The sequence below is a fragment of the Nostoc sp. PCC 7107 genome (assembly GCF_000316625.1).
Taxonomy (GTDB): domain Bacteria; phylum Cyanobacteriota; class Cyanobacteriia; order Cyanobacteriales; family Nostocaceae; genus Nostoc_B.
Map to the genome: position 1 here is coordinate 5,267,691 of NC_019676.1, position 16,930 is coordinate 5,284,620.

Below are 16,930 nucleotides of genomic sequence, written 5' to 3' on the forward strand. Positions count from 1 at the left end.
AACAGAAGCCATATCTTGCAAAAGCTGAATTTTCCCAAAAATAACAATTAAAAAGAGTCCTCTAGCTGTAAAAAGGCACCTCGGTCAGAATTTTTGGCTTGATATTTGTAAAAGGTCATTATAAGATTACAGAGTTTAGTGATAATAGGTGGCAATAACTATGAGCTTTTCCAGCATTGCTGTTGAGCAACGTTCTAAAGAAGCTCAGGCTCTGAGGTTTTTTCTAGGTTACAGTTTGGTGGGTTCTCTAGCGTTGCATATTGCCCTACTAGGATCTGGTATAGGCAACTTTTTGGCAAGAGTACCTGTAGATGAAGATAATAAACCCATTGAAATAGCGATCGTTGATACTCCGGCTCCAGAAATAGAAAAAGCTCCGATAGAAGAAAAACAGGAACCGCCTGATCAAGTTGTGTCTCGGACTGAAACTCAGATTCCCGAAAAGTCACCTGTTATTCCTCAACAACAGTCAATAGCGATCGCTCCAGTCCAGAAATTTGTTGAAAAGCCTCAAACTCAGCCTGTTAAACAGCAACCCAGACAAACTGTCCAATCAGGTAAACCTTCTACTACTGTCAGAACTAACCAGACATCTCCAGGCAATGGTGGTGGTTCTGGTACTACATCTGAATCAACCAGCACTAATAACGGTGGCAGTTCAGGATCGAGTGGCGGCACAGGAATTTTAACTGGGAGTGGTAATGGTGTAGGTGTTGGTAGTGGCATTGGTACAGGTAATGGCATTGGTAATGGTACAGGCAGTGGCAGTGGCAGTGGCAGTAGTACAGGTACTGGAATTGGTAACGGCAGTGGTACAGGTACTGGCACTGGTACTGGTAATGCTAATCCAGTACCAGTAGCTCCAAGGCAACCAAAAATTGCAGCACCAGCCAATCGTAGTAGCGGTAATGGTCGTGCCGCCTGCCGTCAGTGCGATAATAAATATCCGGAACAAGCTAGACAAAGAGGCATTGAAGGTAATGTGGGTGTGGCAGTTGATACAGATGCTAATGGTAATGTCACTAATGTCAAATTAACCCGTTCAAGTGGCAACCGAGAGCTAGATGAAGCACATCTCAGACAAGCCCGTGAATGGAAATTGAAGCCGAGTGAGGCTGGTAGACAAGGAGTATCAATTGAAACTAATTATGCTATCCGAGGCTCACGACGATATCGAGAAGCTCAAGAACGCAAGCGGCAAAGACAAGCCAGAGAAGTGGAACAAAGAAATCAACCAACCGCAACAGCTAATCAAAGTGCAACTAGTGAAACTCCTAGACGCAGACGGCGTTTAACATCTGGAACGATTGTTGATGTTCCCCCAGAAGCAAGACAAAGAAGAGAATCTACCTCTACGTCAGCCAATACTCCCCTGCGTCGTCAGTTGCGTCAACGGACAAACAGCAATACGTCACAGCCAAGTCCAAGTCAAGCAACCACATCCAGTGGTGAAAATAATGCTCCTAGAGTCCGTCGTCGCCGTCGTCCAGATTCTGCGGCAAATTCTGATAGTAGTAGTAAGTTGCGGAATGCTTTACGCCGTTCTCGACCACAATCTGAGTCTGCGCCTGCTGCGGCTCCCTCAGAGCCGAAGAATTAATGAATAATCTTGTGTTTTAGTTATAGATTTTGATCAGGGTAAGAGCTTGAATCCTTGCGCTCTTACCTTTGCATTGTTCGGTTTTTACAGTTTTTACTGAGGATGTTTAAGACAAGGAGATTTCCCATCTGTGGAAGATTCATCACCATAAATTGCTAAGGTATGATATCCAGGATCAGAATCTGTATAAAGTACTCGAAAAGTATATAGCTTACTTTTACCTTGCCCTTCTGTAATCACTGTTAAAAGTGTTTTATCTGTGTTTGGCAGTCCGGGAATTTTTAGTTTAGGAATGCGCCGCATTTGAATGACATTTGCAGCAGAGTTTTTACAATCTCCAGAATTGAAATTCTGATTCTGTCCAAATTGGGTACAGACTGGCCCATCAAAATCTATGGTTACTTGTGATGGGTCATTTAACCAAACTTTTTTAATTGTTTCGCCAGCTGGTAGAAAGCTTAAATTTGTACCTTGCACATAAGAAACTGTAATAGTTGGGACTACACCACTTAAACCTTGTGCTTGACAGGAAAGCATAGAACGCAACACTACATTCTGGGCTATGGCACGACCAGCCAATAAAATAATTCCAGATGAAACAATTAAGGAGGCCAGAGAGAAGAAATTAGGGGAATTGGCATTTTTCATGACTGCGATCGCTAAACTAAGTCAAGATTACAAATTAAAACTGTAACTGTTGATTAACATACACTTCAACTTCTTTCCCCGCAGCTATAAACCACACGTTAGTTTGTTGGGTTAATTGGGCAATTGCTTGTTGATTGCGTTGAGAAATCTGGGGAACTACAGAGTTAAAACCACCTTCTAAAACCCCAGCTAAGATGTTAGTCCTAGGATTAGTATTGCTAATAATCGTACCTGTAGCAGTTGTTGTGACAACTTGAGCTTCGGTACGGTTAAATAACTCTGCGGCTTTACCAATACCACCCAATACAAATAACCCTAAATCCATACTGGCAATAGCCCCACCGGCATTAGGAAATTTATTTGCTATTAAGGGTCTACCCTTGACACCGCGAATAATAATGGCATTTCTAGGCAAGGTTGTTTCTGTGATCACACCATCTTTTTGCGAGACAATTTTTGTGACATTTAATTGTAATAAGCCTTGATCAGAAAGAGATTTAATTTCAGCTAATAACTCAGTTTTTGCTGGAATCGCAACTTCACCATCTATAGACTTTAACGGTTGTTTTAATTGAATAACAAATACGTTTTTATCTTCGTCGTCTTTGTCGTTACCTCTTGTTCTGGTGGTTTCCCCAAAAATAGCTGTAGCTACCACAGCCCTGGTACTAGTACCCACAGCTACGGTTTTCGGGCCTTGGGTTTGTCCTGGGCTGAGTCCAGGATTTGTCTGAGGTTGTGGTTGAGTTTGGGGTTGTGTGATCTCTGGTGAGGTCACAGTATCGTTGTTGTTGGCTGGGGGAACTTGACTGATATTCACCCCAGAGGTTCCAGTTGTTGAAACCTGACCATAGCTGCCTAGTTTAGCTAACTTTGACCATTCTTGCAGCGGATCTGGTGGAGCAGGTGGAGTGTTAACTACTGGTTGTGGTGGTGGTGAAAATTGTGGTTCTGTGCGACTTTCGGGGATAGCTGATACAACAGCAGGTCTTTCTATAGCTGGATTAATTGGACGAGGAATATACACTACCTGGGCTGGTGTTTGCACTGCTGGGCGGACATTTCTAACTGTGGTTGTGCGGTTAGGTCTGGGATCTACTGACGAAACTAATCTGACTGGATTTCTGAGATTTTGTTGAGAAGCTGCAACTTCATCTGCTTGTTCTGCGAGTGCTAATTTTGTTTTTAAATCTTCAATTTCTTGTTGTAAATCTTGCTGGCGAGGAGCCGTGGTGGTTGTGGATGGAGTGGGAACAGAAACAACATTACTGTTTGACTTTTGACTGCTACCACTCATGAGTTGAGATAAAAAACCGCCAGCTAACAGAACTACTACTAAGGTGGCGGAGCCGACTAAAGTTAATTTGGCAAAAGGATTTGCAGATAGAGGTTGGGTGGTTTTAACTTCTTCAGGTTCAGAAGTCAAAGCCTCTGGAATGTCAGATTCTTCTGTGGCTTCGACATTCACAGTTTTTGATTCGTCTTCAAAACCTACTAATCTGGCTATTTTTGATTCCCAATCTGCCGATTCTGTTTGTTTTTGTGAATCAGAGTGAGGGCGATTTACAAGACTTTGAGAAGAGAGTTCTGAAGAAATGGAATAAGAAGTCATGGTATATAGCTTTGGTGATAATGTTTAAGAACAATTTTTGTCTTTTATGTCACATATATTGTAAATTTCTAATCTCGCTTCGCCAAGGCGGTAAGCAGCTAAGTGCCAAGATAGAGGTTTGTCGGGTAATGATGTTCCTGCTTCATCGACAACTCGGACTAAAATTTGTTTATTAAAAGGATTTGATTGTCCTAATTTGTCATAATTAGTAAAACTTAATTGATGAGCATACATATCTAATTTCCAAGCTCCGTCTGTGATTTTTGTAGGCTGGGAAATACTATCAATCACTAATACATATTCACTTCCTTTATTAATCGTTTGAAATTGTGAGCCTGATTTTAAATTTGTCAGTTCTAAAAGTAATTTTTGTTTAATGTTATTAGATATCATCTGAGAACTAATATCCCAAGCTGTTTGCGGTGGTTGTTGTTCTGACCAAGTGAGCATAAGGCTGATGGTCTCCCCGACAAAGCGCCGAATTGTTTCTGGATATCTTTCTATGCTTGGTTTAGGATCTACTGTGATGGCTTGACCATCTATGAGTTGCACTAAACTTTGTGGTGTTAATTGTTGTTTCAGCGCTTGTAACATCGACCCATGAAACATTAATAGCAGTAAGGAAAATACATTTAAGCCGAATGTGACAACGGCAAATAAAGGTAAAATATTGCTCTTTTTATTTTCTGTTTTGAGTATTTGCATAAATACTATTTATATAAAAGTTACCTAAGAAAACTACTGATTGGTTTATTATTGAGACATTGATTGGTTTTATCTTCTGGGTTATTGTATTCATCTATTAAACATAAATTACGAATTTCATAAATTTCTAATTTGTCTGTCCGCGTGCTATATATGGCTTTTTGTAGGTCTGTACTATTTTCATTAAGAGGATAGGGAAAATAATCAACTGCACGAACTAATAAATCTTTATTAAATGCTGTGACTCTTCGACGATTATCAGAACGTTTGGTTTGCACTAAGTCAGCTACCATCCCCACGCGCCATTTACCAGGAGCGATTTTTTGAGGCGGATAGAGGCGTTTGATGACTAATTGGGCTGTGATGCTTTGGCTGGCGTTGTTAGCAAAAACTTCTGGAGGTGTTAGTTCGGCGATCGCACTTAATAAACCTTGACGAAAATCTTCAGAAATGGCAAAACTAGCCATCCATGTGCTAGTAGTGACGTTTCTATTACCACCTTTGACAGTCCGCACCTGTATTCCCAGGTCTGGTTTAGGTTTAGCGACTTCTTCAATAGTTTGGGGGGGTAAGTTTCCCGACCAGTTAAACATGCTGGTCATGGTTTTACTGACAAATCGGCTAATCGTTTCCGTGTCTCTTTCTAAGTCATCAGTTGCGGTAGGTGACTTACCATCAATCATCTGCACAAAATTAGGTGGCTTTCTCAGACTCAGTTGGCGGATATTTAAGCCTTGAATAATAAATAAAGTTAACACTAATATTTGCAAACTGAAAGTAGCGATCGCAAAAATTGTCAATACACTTCCTGTTTGTTTTTGCTGTCTTTTTTTGAGTAAATTGACCATACGATCACCTGCTAAGAATTCAGAAGTCAGGAGTCAGAATTTAGATTCGATTCCTCACCAAGGTTTCAGTATTACTAATAGCGCTAAAAACTGCAAACCCTCCAGCCGCAGCTAAGAACAACGATAACAAAGGTGCTAAAATTCCTAAAAATATAATAAACCACATTAAATCAGGGCTGGCATTGATATCTTGTCCTGGCCCATTAATAATTACTCCTGCTGTCAATGCTGCAACAATATTAAACGAAATCTTAGCAATTCCCGCAGCTAAAAACCCTGTCATCCAGGCAAAAATCGGCTTTCCCGCCCCAGGTAATAATGAAGCGCCTACGGCTATAGGTCCTAAAGCAGCTATTAACAACATCGTAGCTTCTAGTAAATTTTGAAAGGCGTATTGTAGTGAAATTAAAAAGTTTTTAATAGTTGTTTGTCCCGTATTTCCTAATAGTGCATTAAATGCAGCATCAGTGACAATTCCCGTACTAAATTTAATTTGATTAACTTGATTTTCTAGCCTATCTATCCAAGTTCTATTACCATATCGATTTCTATATTCTTGCCAGAGGTCATCAATTTGCTCAGTGGCTTTGTTTAAACATTCAGTTTGTTGTTGACCAGTAAGCGCTTGACAAGGGCGTAGTAAAGAACCTGCAACTTCTTCCGCTACACTCATATTGATAGCTTGTTGATAGGTTTGTTCTGTATCTGCTGTGGTAACTACTTGCTGATTTACAACATTGATAAAATTTCTCACCCCTAAAGTTAGGTTAGAAAGCGCGCTTCCACCGCCAGGGTTACTTAACAAAACTACGACCACAAAAGGCCAAATCAAGCCAGATATGGGGCGAGAATATTCGCTGTAAATCACATCCTTTAGCCATTGCACCATAAAAAATAACAGCGTACCAACAGCAAAGAATACACCTAAATTAGTGATAGCTCCATATAAGTTATTACTGGTGTTATTTTGTAATAAATCTACCCATTGTTTGTCCCAACTTTCAGCGATACTTCTAGCTGTTGTTGCCCCATTTTCCAGGGTATCAGTAATGCCTGGAAAAGCTTGTAAAAAATAAAGCTGCATTTTAATTTACATTTTTTTATGATTAATGATCATGGTTCACGCCCAAATAAATCTATTTGAGCAGTAGTCCGTAAAAGTCTGGCGGCTTCGGCGGCTGAATCAACTCTGCGAGCGCGGTTTGTTTCTTCAACTTGCTGAGAAATATTCGCTAAATTTAAATTTGAGTATTGTACTGACTGATTTGTTTGGATAGTTTGAGCCAAATTTTCGGCGACAATTTTTGATTGTTCTTGGAGGATTTTAACGGTTGTATCTTGTTGGATGGTCGATTGACATAAACTTTGATTTGCAACATTTGTAGCACCTGCTGAACCGGTTATTTTACATACCTGATCTTTCAAATCATCCAGAAAACTATCAGCATCTTCAATAGTCTGAGCAATGCTTTCGATACTTCTTTCGGTATCTTCTAATTTGGTTTTGAGGCGTACTTGTCCCTCTCTACCCAAAACCCCAACTACAGCCCCACGCGTGACTATCCGATTCACTTCATTACTCACTCCTGCGCCATTGACTGCGGAATTATTTTCATATCTTCCTGAGATGGAGTTAATAATAATATCGTTGCGAACTTGTCTCCCGGCGGAAACTGGATCAGGTAGATTTAGTTCTCCACTGTAATTACTCAGCGCACCTTGAGTTCTAATATCTAGTGGTCTAAAAGTTTCATTAACATTGCTTCTGAGATAGTTTTGTAAATCGACAGAATAATATTGAAAATCAGTCCAGACTCTCCCTAGTTGTGCCATTGCTGGCAGAATTAATAAGCTAGAAAAGACTAATGTGAATATAGTTGTTTTCCGCATAATTTTTACCTGAAATTGTGTGAGGAATTGAATTTATCCACTCCGCAAAGAAGCTAATAACTGACGAGCAAAAATAGAAATTGCCTCATATTTATCACTATGTTGTTGCATTACTTTTCTCCGGGCAGTTTGCTCATTGGGGTTGTTAGCAACTACTGCTAATTGTTCGTAACCTGGATAGTAGCGGCAAAATGTATAAATGCCGTTATCATCTAATAACCATTGGCTGTAAACTCCTTCTTTGCGTGGGAAAAAGCTTTCGGAGGCATTACGGGCAATAATATCGCGGGGATATTTCAAAATACTGACGAAGCTATCAACTGCAACTGGTTGGATACGACCGATTAATCTGGTTGACAAGTTTTGCAGAATTTTTGATGCGGCTTTGGATTTAGCGATGGTATCGGGGTCTTGGGCTGATAAGATGACACGAATCCCCGCTTTGGCTCCGTTGGCACAAATTCTGCCTACTAAGTCGGCAATTTGGTCAAATTCAAACAAAATTGGCGCTTCATCAATAAAGAAAATAGAAGCTGGACTGCTTAAGGCGCGGCGCAAGGCGGCAGAATATGCACTTAAGGAGAGGACGGCTGCATCTTCGTTATCTGCTAGGTTGCGGAGGGCAAAAACCAGCAGTTGAGCATCGGTGGGAAAACTGGATGGTGAAGAAATCGCTTGTCCTACACGACTAGATAGCCAAAACCGCAAGCGGAGTTGAATTTGACTCAGTGCATCTTCAACTCGGCCACTGACAGAATCGAGACGCAAATGTTCTGGGGAGCAAAAATAGAGAAAATCGTTTAAAGTTGGGGTTTTTTGCCATTCTGGGCTACCAAATCCGCCGTTGATGGCGAGGCGATATCGTTCTTGAATACCTTCATCAGCAAAGAAGGCTCCCAATGCGAGGTTGAGGAGGGAACGCACGGTTTGAGAGAGGAGTTGATTTTCGGTAGATGAGCCTAAGACCATTGTCATTAAGGCTGATTCGAGAAAGGCGACATAATCTAGGAGGCGATCGCGTTGTTCTTCGGGAGAGAGCGATCGCAAATCTGGTTGTTCAAATAAGTTATTCGATTGTTTAGAAATATCAAAGTATGCCCCATTTCCTTCCATAAACTCGGTGTAGTCGGTAAATGTAGATGACCCATCTGGTTTAGGGAAATCTAAGGCGACAACGGGAATATTATGGGCTAAAGCTTGGGTTAAAATTCCTGATACCAACACAGATTTCCCTGCACGGGTAGTCGCAAACAGCGCTAAGTTTTTGTGTTGGTTAAACATATCTAAATGTATGGGTGTGCCGCCTTCTTCTGCTACTAATTCAAAGCCATATTTATCTCCGGCTTTGGTCATCACTAAAGGCATTAATCCTGGCACTTCACTGGTTAAATACAACTGTCGGCGGTTAAAGGGTTTAACTAACAATCCTTCCCACACTATCGGTAAAGATTGTAGCCAAACTTTCCAAGCATATTCTGTCTCTCGAATTACCTGGGCTGGACGTTGAAAACAGTTTTCAATATATCTGATGGCTTCATCTAATTTTGCCTGGGTGGGGCGATGCACAAAAATGGCAATTCCGGCATGAATCGGTACGGCTCCTTCATACAATTGTTCTTGAGCTGCGATCGATTTTTTTAACTTTAATTGGGCATTGACATCAATTGTTTTACTCTTTTCTTGTGCTGTAAGTGCTGACACATTTGACTGTTTCAGTACTCTTTGCAAAGTTGTTTTAACAATGGCAGGATTGGCGGCTGTTAACTGGCAAAAAATCTCTGTATCAACTACAGTTTCTCTCGCTAGGAGTTCCCATAAGTACCGTAGTTGCGAAAATTTATTTGGCCAACCACCTGGTTTTTCCAGAAAAGCCATCGCGCCGATGTAATGGTTGTTGATGTTTACCCAGCGGCGATCGGCACAAGGTACACTAGATTCCATTAGCAAGGTTGTACTGTGGATATTCTCAATTAGCAGTTTGCTACTAGCTAAGTCAGAATTAACTTGTTCGTGTAATCCAGTGTCATCTAATGTGAGTAATTGAGGAATTTCTATGGGTGGTGTATCGTTAAATCTTAACCAGACTTCTTCCCAAAGTTCCTCTGCATTTAAAGGTTTAATATCTAAACCCATTTTGTTAGATAATATTTGTTCCCAACGGCAAAAGCCTTGTTTATAAGCGTCGGTAATAACAGTTTCAATACGTTGATTTTCTATTTCTTCGAGTTCACCTTTAAATTTTAGCCACCAAGATTCTGCTCTAGCCAATAGTTTTTCAATCCAATCATCGGCGTTGCTAGAATTTGGTTCTACAGTATAAGTTACATATATCCGCAGAAATTTTGGCTTACGAATACCAGAAGCAGTCAGTTCTCTAATTCTGGCTCGTTCTGCCATAACTAAATATTTAATATCATTTGATGGAGAGCGTTTGATTAAATCTGCTAGTTCTTGTTGTCGGTGTTTATCTGAACTAAAAGACCCTATATGTAAGGTCATTCTTTCGCCTTCGGGGATATCTTTTAGTCCAGATTCAATATTATTAAAAATAGTATTTATTTGTTCAGATCTTAAAGTGGTATGGATGCCTTTACATTCAAAGCCAAAGACAAAGCAAAATCTATCTCTTTGAGTTCCTTTCGCCAAAATATAAGCGCCAAGATCACGTCCATCTACTCCAATGCGTAGCATTGTTGCTAGGTGTAAAGCATCTTCAAATGGCGTTAATCTACTTTCGTTTCCTGGGGTACCGATGCTTTTTTTTCCGATTTTTTGCTTCATGATTAATTTCCAGCAAGCTTTGATAACGAGCAAAGCCTCTAGTCCAAGTGGGAACTCCGATAAATTTACTTAAAAAACGCCAACTCCTACCACCAGATAATATCCACCAAGTTGCTATTCCCCAACCTGCTATTAAGAATGTCCACAACCATTTTTGAAATTCATCGGCGAATAAGCCGCCAAAAACGCCATTGACAATAAAGTATGCAGTTAGGGCAATTACTAACCAAGGAAAAATTTGATCGGCAGGAATTGGCCCTAATGACGGTTGTGCGCCTAAAATTTGATTGACTGGACGAAAATCTTGCTCCCGTTCTTCAGACATAGAATTAATTAATTACCAATTACGAAGCCTGTCATGACATCGGCAATTGTGACAGCTAAAACAACTAATAAGGGGGTTCTGGCAATACTTTGCCAATCTTCGTCTTTTCGCACTGCGTTAATTACCCCAATCAACGAAACTGCAATATAAAGCAAGTAAATGCCTCGCAAGACGTTAAATATTAAACTAACTGCTGTTTCTGTCCCAGCACTATTAGTAGTTGAGCCTTGTACTAAATTAGTTTTGAAAAACTTTTCGGCTTTCCCAAAAAATTGTGCTTGTGCTGGGGCGGCGAAGTAATCTAACCAAAATAAACTTAAAATCACGACTGGTGCCAATATTTGTAGGGCTATGCGCCAGTGTTGCGGTAAATTGACTTGTTGTCCAATTTGTTGTATCGATATAACAATTAAACTGCCAATTAATAAACAAAAAAGTAGGATTGGGCTTTTTAAGCTGATAATGCTCAAAAATACGGTGCAAGCCAGTAAAAATGGCACTGATTCCAGGAAGGTAATGCGCCAAAATTCTAAGGTAGCCTGAATATTAGGTAATTTTTTCACAGCGCTATTATTTACAAGTTTGCGAATGTTGTCTGCTCGATCACCCTGTCTAGACATTTGTAAATTTCCTGAGTTATTTATTAAATAAGTTTAGTTGTTGCTTACTGAAAACCATGTTAATTTATCACAAATAATGGTTCATATAATAGAAATTATGCACTAACAGTATGATATATATTCATGTTCTTATTAATTATTAAGAACAAGTTAACCAACTCTTAATATCGGGTAAAATACCAAACTTTTTATACTCTTCTCAATATTTTGTTTTTCCCGACAATTATTTTCTCTAATTTGAACAAATTCACAATTAATTGCTTCAATCACAACTTTTATCTCCTCCAAAAGTTACTAATCATAAAATTTGTAGCATTAAATGTGCTTTTTCTGCATTGATAAATGCTAGACAGTTAAAAAATTTGTGATTAATACTTTATTCATTGCACCTGTATAACTCCAGATGTGTACTGAAATAGAAAGCTAGTGTAATTGTGCAACAGTTGTCAATGAGGATGGTAGATGCTGTTTGCTGAAATCATGGCTAATTTTTACACAGCGATCGCCTCGGCTTGGCTTCCTGATGGCAGATAACCACTGTTGAGTTAATCTGTTATTATGCTTAGATATGAGGCTCAACTTTAGAACTTTTTCATCAACGAGCGATCGCCTATGATACTGATTGTAATTATCAGTAAGAGAGCTTTGCTCTACGTGATTACCCGCAATTTTATTGAGGTTGATGTGGAGCATTGGCACGTTTTTGTTAAAGAACTCTAATTTGTCAGTAATTTTGTCAAGTCTAGCACAATCGGGACTTTATTTTTTACACAAAAAGAATAAACGATTTGCTTTTTTATTGAACTAACCCGCCAATTAGCAACATTCGGCAACTTAAGCCTACACTGATGCCTAGCACAGTTGTAATCAGGAAATTTACGGTGAATTGCTAACATAGAATTTTGATTTCATCCAGTAAACTACTGAATTAATTGCAATGTTTCCGCAAATAACAGCAGCTTCAGTTCGGTAATTATGAAAATTATCAAAAAATTTAGATGCGAGTTTTCTTTGTGTCAGAGATAACTCATAATATCTTCACATTCTAGCTGATAATTCTCGATGAATCCGAATACTCATTTACAGATAATTTTAACTGACACACCTATTGGGACTGTATTACCTGCGATCGCTCAAACTAACCTCCCTAACTGGTGGTTAGCTGGGGGTGCAGTCCGTAACAGCGTTTGGCGGGCATTATTTGGCGAAGACTGTGCTTTAGTCATTAATGACTTTGATATTGCCTTTTTTGATGAAACTGGTAGTCGTTCCCAGGAACTATCTGCACAAATCAGCCTCACAGAAAAATTTCCCAACTATAAGTTTGATGTCAAAAATCAAGCCAGTTTTGCTTGGTGGCGTTCTGGCAAGCGTCCTTATACTAGTACAGAAGATGGTGTCCAAGATTGGTTACACACCGCAACGGCTGTCGGTGTCAGGTTAAATTCTCAAGGAGAATGGGAATTTTTTACACCTTACGGATTAGATGATTTGTTTGCTGGCATTATTCGACCAACACCCGCACATATTTATAACCCAGATGCTCATAACAAAGCATCAACATTTCTCGCCAAGTGTCCCCATCTGAAATTGGCAGAAGCGGGATAATATCAACCGTAGAGTGAGTAATTTTGTATTGTGGCGAATTATCAAGAGAAATTACTGAGAACTAGACTTGCTATTTCTAGTTTTGGTAATTAGCTAAATAAGTAATTAATTTTGATTATTTTTTACGGCATCATTGCGGGAATATTGCATGACTTTTTAAGTAGCACTATCACTTTCAAGATTTTTGCTGCAAGTAACTAACTAACTGTTCCCCTGCGGTATCGATGTGGCGTTTTAGTAACCGCACAGCAGTTTTTGCATCTCGCTGTTTGCACGCATCTAAAAGTTGATAGTGTTCTTTTTGAGAATGTTCTTGATAATCCATTTGTGCCATCTGCACACGCACATAGCGATCGCAATTTATATGTAAGTTTTTTACTATTGCCAATAGTCGCGGACGTTCTGCGCTGGCGTAAAGTGTAGCGTGAAATTCCCAATTAAGTTGCGCTAACAAACCTGCATCGGTGGTTTGATCGGTTGTTTCGAGAATTATTGCGGCTTTTTCTAAATCTGCTGTGCTTAATTTTGGTATGGCTAACTGTATGGCTTTCACTTCTAAAGCACTGCGAATCTCACAAATTTCTTGCGCTTCATTGGCTGTGAGTACCGATACCATCGCCCCACGATTTAAATGCAGTGTTACTAAACCTTCTGCTTCTAATTGACGTAAGGCTTCCCGCACAGGAATGCGACTCACACCAAATTGTGTAGCAATTTCATCTTGTCTAAGAGATTGTCCTTCTTGAAAAATACCGCGCAGAATTGCTTCCCGCAAGGCATCGGCAATTAAATCGGGGGTGCTGCGTTGTTGTTTCAGCATATTAGCTGCTAAATCATTTAGGTTCATATTGAATATTGTATACAATTCTAAAAAGATTGTATACAATATTCAAAGTTACAAATAATTCCCTTAAGCAAACGGGAGACAGTTATGAGCATTGCATCTCAAGCAACAGACCGAGTTATCATCTTCGATACCACCTTGCGGGATGGCGAACAATCCCCAGGTGCAACCCTAAATGCAGAAGAGAAATTAGCGATCGCTCATCAACTGGCACTCCTGGGTGTAGATGTCATTGAAGCGGGTTTTGCCGTCTCTAGTCCGGGAGATTTTCAAGCCGTCAAAACCATCGCTGAACAAGTCGGAACACCAGACGGGCCAATTATTTGCAGTTTAGCCAGAGCCACCCGCAAAGATATTCAAGCCGCCGCCGAAGCCTTACAACCTGCTGCCCATCCGCGCATTCACACCATGATTTCCACATCTGATATTCATCTGCAATATCAGTTGAAAAAGTCCCGTAGTGAAGTGTTGGCGATCGCCCAAGAAATGGTCGCTTATGCCAAATCCTTTGTCGATGATGTTGAATTCTCGCCAATGGATGCTAGTCGCACAGAACCAGAGTTTTTATATCAGGTATTAGAAACTGCGATCGCCGCAGGTGCCACGACAATTAATATTCCTGATACCGTCGGTTACTGCACACCCAAAGAAATGGGAATTCTCATTCAGGGAATTCGGAAAAATGTGCCGAATATTGACAGCGTAATTCTTTCCATTCACACTCAAAATGATTTGGGTTTAGCCACCGCCAACGCCTTAGCGGCAATTGAAAATGGCGTGCGGCAAGTAGAATGCACAATTAACGGCATTGGTGAACGTGCCGGAAATGCCGCATTAGAAGAAATTGTTATGGCCTTGCAAGTGCGGAAACATTACTTCAATCCTTACTTTGGACGTGCTGTAGATTCCGATGCACCCCTCACCAACATCAAAACCCAGGAGATTTACAAAACTTCTGCCTTAGTTTCCCAATTAACTGGAATGTTGATTCAGCCGAATAAGGCGATCGTTGGTGCAAATGCTTTCGCCCATGAATCAGGCATTCATCAAGATGGCATTATCAAGCATCGCCAAACCTACGAAATTATGGAAGCAGCATCCATTGGGTTGCCAGAAAATCGCATAGTTTTAGGCAAACACTCTGGACGAAATGCTTTCCGTACAAGATTGAAAGAATTGGGATTTGAACTGAGTGAAGCCGACTTGAACAAAGCCTTTAACCGCTTTAAAGAAGTTGCAGACAAGAAAAAAGAGATATCTGATTGGGATTTAGAAGCGATCGTCCGTGATGAAACCCAAAATCAAGTAGAAAGTGGCTTTCAACTCGAACACGTTCAAGTAATTTGTGGTGACTGTACTTGTCCAACCGCAACCATTACAGTTGTCACTCCCGATGGCAAAATCCTCACAGATGCCAGCGTCGGCACAGGGCCAGTAGATGCAGTTTATCAGGCGATAAACCGCTTAGTACAGATTCCCAATCAATTAATAGAGTTCTCTGTGCAGTCTGTTACAGGGGGAATTGATGCGTTGGGAACAGTCACAATCCGCTTGAGATATCAAGATCGCATATTTTCTGGACAAGCATCCGACACTGATATTGTCGTAGCCGCAGCTTATGCCCATCTCAACACGGTAAACCGCCTTTACCGTTACTTGCAAACACAAAAAATCCCAGCGCAGATGAGCTAATAAAAAAGGGATGAGTGAATCATCCCTTTTCTCAAACCAACTTTATCTACACCCATAAAAATTAGAACACTCGGAAAATAAACGGATAACGGAACGGTTCATCAGGATTGTTAAAACAGTGCAGCAGTGCCACAATTGTCAGCCCCCAGTGCAATAAAAAGCCAAAGGCCACAAGAGGAAAGAACAAAATCCCTCCAATACCAAAAGTGAGCCAAGATAAAACTGCAATTGGTAATCCAATTATGGTTGCCCAAAACCAAACATTGAAGTGGAAATTAATTGATTCTTTAGCGCTACTTTTAACAACAGGGTCATCCGAAATAATATTAATGATAATAGGTACACCAATTGAAAACAACGTTGTACTAAAGAAAATTGCCCCATGACACAGAGATGATAACAGTTTGCGCTTATCAGAATCAAATGAAGTTTGCATCCTGGTGGCTCCTCAATTTACTTGTTATATTTTATTGTAATGGGTAGTTTTTCAGCCTTGTATGGTAGTTTACCGTACTTCGTAAATTCTCGACTATTTTTTAACCATTGATTAACTTCTCCAACTACTCATCAGAGATGAATGATAGTGTTTACCGTACCTACGCTTTTTCAGCAATCAGGTTTGAATTCTGAAATATTTTTCAGGTAGGCTTTTTTCAGCAAACTCTCAATCAAACCAATATTTACTAATTAATACCCACTTACACATATATTGTTTTCCCTAAATTAATAGGACTTACGCAAAAAACCTCTCAAACTCTCATTCCTCTGTGTCCTCTGCGTCTCTGTGGTTCGTTATTCCGTAACTTGTGCGTAAGTCCTAATTAAATATAAGTACTATTTTAAAAGTAAGTAGCCGTCATGAACTGCGTACAGCAGAACGCATGAAAAAGGGATAATAAAAGGAGCATGGTGTTCTACAGAGTTCGTTCGTTCTTGGTGCGTAAAAGCCTGTTAAGTAGCCAGAACCAGATACCCGCAAGAACCGGTAACTGTTGCGCCTGTTAAAGAGGAAAGCACGTAAGTCAGATTATGACTCATGGGTATCAACAGGACACTGTGCCTTGTCGCCAAGATCAGGTGAGGTAGTTATGGAAATAGTATATTCCCGTTGTGCAGGTCTGGATGTCCATAAAAAGACAGTAGTGGCTTGTGCAATCACACCCAAATCGAGTGGTGGTTGTCACAAAGAAATTCAAACATTTGGAACAATGACCAGCGAGCGATTTACTACATTTGTCAGATTGGTTGATGGCAAGGGAATGTACTCACGTAGCGATGGAAAGCACGGGAGAGTATTGGCGGCCAGTATTTAATATCTTGGAACGACTTTCCTCAAAGATTCGCAAAGGTAATAACAATCTCAGGGTTGGACTTGTGCAAGCGGCTCATGCCGCCACCAGAACCAAAGGTTATCTTGCGGCTCAGTATCGTCGTATTGCCGCCAGACGCGGTAAGAAAAGAGCGATAATCGCTGTTGCACATTCGATTTTAAAAATCGCCTACTACTTAATTTTGCGTCAGGAGACTTATCAAGATTTAGGAGGTGATTATTTCGATAAACAAAAGCCAGAGGCGACAAAAAAACGTTTAGTTAAACGTTTGCAAAAACTAGGATATGAAGTTTCACTGACTCAGCTAGAAACTGCGTCGCCAACGCTTGCCTGATTGAAATAACCTGTCTTTACTTGAGTTCGGATTGTTAAACACAGTCTGTACAGTCATTTTTTCTGCTTAATTTCAGCGCAAAGTATTTTCAA

The 16,930-nt window shown here is 40.2% G+C and carries 17 protein-coding genes; 5 read left to right on the top strand and 12 right to left on the bottom strand.

The features are described from left to right. The first annotated feature begins 160 nt into the window (after window positions 1-160). Complete coding sequence (locus NOS7107_RS22515) at window positions 161-1,600, top strand: energy transducer TonB (protein WP_015115245.1); 1,440 nt, start codon at window positions 161-163, stop codon at window positions 1,598-1,600. Between the two features lie 93 nt (window positions 1,601-1,693). On the opposite strand, the gene NOS7107_RS22520 is transcribed toward NOS7107_RS22515, so the two are convergent. The 10 genes from NOS7107_RS22520 to NOS7107_RS28765 all read right to left on the bottom strand — a co-directional run bounded on the left by NOS7107_RS22520 (window position 1,694) and on the right by NOS7107_RS28765 (window position 11,722). After that, entirely contained in the window at window positions 1,694-2,248 is a 555-nt protein-coding gene (locus NOS7107_RS22520; RefSeq protein WP_015115246.1) for a hypothetical protein, read from the bottom strand. Between the two features lie 34 nt (window positions 2,249-2,282). Then, complete coding sequence (locus NOS7107_RS22525; protein ID WP_015115247.1) at window positions 2,283-3,860, bottom strand: TrbI/VirB10 family protein; 1,578 nt, start codon at window positions 3,858-3,860, stop codon at window positions 2,283-2,285. A gap of 24 nt (window positions 3,861-3,884) precedes the next feature. Next, a complete protein-coding gene (locus NOS7107_RS22530) occupies window positions 3,885-4,565 on the bottom strand; it encodes a hypothetical protein (RefSeq protein WP_015115248.1) in 681 nt (226 codons plus the stop codon). A gap of 20 nt (window positions 4,566-4,585) precedes the next feature. Beyond that, window positions 4,586-5,413: a hypothetical protein gene (locus NOS7107_RS22535; RefSeq protein ID WP_015115249.1), complete on the bottom strand. Its 828-nt coding sequence runs from the start codon at window positions 5,411-5,413 to the stop codon at window positions 4,586-4,588. Between the two features lie 40 nt (window positions 5,414-5,453). Continuing rightward, window positions 5,454-6,497: a hypothetical protein gene (locus tag NOS7107_RS22540; RefSeq protein ID WP_015115250.1), complete on the bottom strand. Its 1,044-nt coding sequence runs from the start codon at window positions 6,495-6,497 to the stop codon at window positions 5,454-5,456. Between the two features lie 29 nt (window positions 6,498-6,526). Then, a complete protein-coding gene (locus NOS7107_RS22545) occupies window positions 6,527-7,303 on the bottom strand; it encodes a hypothetical protein (RefSeq protein ID WP_015115251.1) in 777 nt (258 codons plus the stop codon). Between the two features lie 33 nt (window positions 7,304-7,336). Then, the gene (locus tag NOS7107_RS22550; protein ID WP_015115252.1) at window positions 7,337-10,084 is read right to left on the bottom strand and encodes a hypothetical protein; all 2,748 of its coding nucleotides are present in this window, start codon (window positions 10,082-10,084) and stop codon (window positions 7,337-7,339) included. Next, a complete protein-coding gene (locus NOS7107_RS22555; RefSeq protein WP_015115253.1) occupies window positions 10,032-10,409 on the bottom strand; it encodes a hypothetical protein in 378 nt (125 codons plus the stop codon). The genes NOS7107_RS22550 and NOS7107_RS22555 overlap by 53 nt, the downstream gene beginning before the upstream one ends. 8 nt (window positions 10,410-10,417) lie before the next feature. Next, window positions 10,418-11,029, bottom strand: coding sequence for a hypothetical protein (locus NOS7107_RS22560; RefSeq protein ID WP_015115254.1), 612 nt, complete (start codon window positions 11,027-11,029; stop codon window positions 10,418-10,420). Window positions 11,030-11,452: 423 nt separating this feature from the next. Continuing rightward, the gene (locus NOS7107_RS28765; RefSeq protein ID WP_157374109.1) at window positions 11,453-11,722 is read right to left on the bottom strand and encodes a hypothetical protein; all 270 of its coding nucleotides are present in this window, start codon (window positions 11,720-11,722) and stop codon (window positions 11,453-11,455) included. A gap of 369 nt (window positions 11,723-12,091) precedes the next feature. Here NOS7107_RS28765 and NOS7107_RS22565 point away from each other — a divergent pair, with 369 nt between their 5' ends. Further along, the gene (locus tag NOS7107_RS22565) at window positions 12,092-12,637 is read left to right on the top strand and encodes a nucleotidyltransferase family protein (protein ID WP_015115255.1); all 546 of its coding nucleotides are present in this window, start codon (window positions 12,092-12,094) and stop codon (window positions 12,635-12,637) included. 175 nt (window positions 12,638-12,812) lie between these two features. Here the strand turns inward: NOS7107_RS22565 and NOS7107_RS22570 are convergent, their stop codons facing one another. Next, window positions 12,813-13,484 carry a GntR family transcriptional regulator gene (locus NOS7107_RS22570; RefSeq protein ID WP_015115256.1) on the bottom strand — a complete coding sequence of 224 codons (672 nt, stop codon included), beginning with the start codon at window positions 13,482-13,484 and terminating at the stop codon, window positions 12,813-12,815. Window positions 13,485-13,568: 84 nt separating this feature from the next. Between NOS7107_RS22570 and NOS7107_RS22575 the strand changes: the two genes are divergently transcribed. Then, the gene (locus NOS7107_RS22575; RefSeq protein ID WP_015115257.1) at window positions 13,569-15,173 is read left to right on the top strand and encodes a 2-isopropylmalate synthase; all 1,605 of its coding nucleotides are present in this window, start codon (window positions 13,569-13,571) and stop codon (window positions 15,171-15,173) included. Between the two features lie 61 nt (window positions 15,174-15,234). Here NOS7107_RS22575 and NOS7107_RS22580 read toward each other — a convergent pair whose 3' ends face one another. Then, the gene (locus tag NOS7107_RS22580) at window positions 15,235-15,609 is read right to left on the bottom strand and encodes a DUF4870 domain-containing protein (protein ID WP_015115258.1); all 375 of its coding nucleotides are present in this window, start codon (window positions 15,607-15,609) and stop codon (window positions 15,235-15,237) included. A 652-nt stretch (window positions 15,610-16,261) separates the two neighbouring features. On the opposite strand from NOS7107_RS22580, the gene NOS7107_RS29195 reads away from it, so the two are divergent. Continuing rightward, a complete protein-coding gene (locus NOS7107_RS29195) occupies window positions 16,262-16,486 on the top strand; it encodes a hypothetical protein (protein ID WP_052314763.1) in 225 nt (74 codons plus the stop codon). Then, window positions 16,449-16,838 (top strand): hypothetical protein, encoded by a 390-nt coding sequence (locus NOS7107_RS28105; RefSeq protein ID WP_044500087.1) that lies wholly within the window; start codon window positions 16,449-16,451, stop codon window positions 16,836-16,838. Before NOS7107_RS29195 ends, NOS7107_RS28105 begins: the two co-directional genes overlap by 38 nt. The last annotated feature ends 92 nt before the right edge of the window (window positions 16,839-16,930 follow it).

Coding starts and splice junctions, on each gene's coding strand:
- NOS7107_RS22545 (WP_015115251.1), bottom strand. CDS start 7,303: ATGCGGAAAACAACTATATTCACATTAGTCTTTTCTAGCTTATTAATT.
- NOS7107_RS28765 (WP_157374109.1), bottom strand. CDS start 11,722: ATGCTCCACATCAACCTCAATAAAATTGCGGGTAATCACGTAGAGCAA.
- NOS7107_RS22535 (WP_015115249.1), bottom strand. CDS start 5,413: ATGGTCAATTTACTCAAAAAAAGACAGCAAAAACAAACAGGAAGTGTA.
- NOS7107_RS22530 (WP_015115248.1), bottom strand. CDS start 4,565: ATGCAAATACTCAAAACAGAAAATAAAAAGAGCAATATTTTACCTTTA.
- NOS7107_RS22565 (WP_015115255.1), top strand. CDS start 12,092: ATGAATCCGAATACTCATTTACAGATAATTTTAACTGACACACCTATT.
- NOS7107_RS22550 (WP_015115252.1), bottom strand. CDS start 10,084: ATGAAGCAAAAAATCGGAAAAAAAAGCATCGGTACCCCAGGAAACGAA.
- NOS7107_RS22540 (WP_015115250.1), bottom strand. CDS start 6,497: ATGCAGCTTTATTTTTTACAAGCTTTTCCAGGCATTACTGATACCCTG.
- NOS7107_RS29195 (WP_052314763.1), top strand. CDS start 16,262: ATGGAAATAGTATATTCCCGTTGTGCAGGTCTGGATGTCCATAAAAAG.
- NOS7107_RS22560 (WP_015115254.1), bottom strand. CDS start 11,029: ATGTCTAGACAGGGTGATCGAGCAGACAACATTCGCAAACTTGTAAAT.
- NOS7107_RS22515 (WP_015115245.1), top strand. CDS start 161: ATGAGCTTTTCCAGCATTGCTGTTGAGCAACGTTCTAAAGAAGCTCAG.
- NOS7107_RS22575 (WP_015115257.1), top strand. CDS start 13,569: ATGAGCATTGCATCTCAAGCAACAGACCGAGTTATCATCTTCGATACC.
- NOS7107_RS22580 (WP_015115258.1), bottom strand. CDS start 15,609: ATGCAAACTTCATTTGATTCTGATAAGCGCAAACTGTTATCATCTCTG.
- NOS7107_RS22570 (WP_015115256.1), bottom strand. CDS start 13,484: ATGAACCTAAATGATTTAGCAGCTAATATGCTGAAACAACAACGCAGC.
- NOS7107_RS22525 (WP_015115247.1), bottom strand. CDS start 3,860: ATGACTTCTTATTCCATTTCTTCAGAACTCTCTTCTCAAAGTCTTGTA.
- NOS7107_RS28105 (WP_044500087.1), top strand. CDS start 16,449: ATGGAAAGCACGGGAGAGTATTGGCGGCCAGTATTTAATATCTTGGAA.
- NOS7107_RS22555 (WP_015115253.1), bottom strand. CDS start 10,409: ATGTCTGAAGAACGGGAGCAAGATTTTCGTCCAGTCAATCAAATTTTA.
- NOS7107_RS22520 (WP_015115246.1), bottom strand. CDS start 2,248: ATGAAAAATGCCAATTCCCCTAATTTCTTCTCTCTGGCCTCCTTAATT.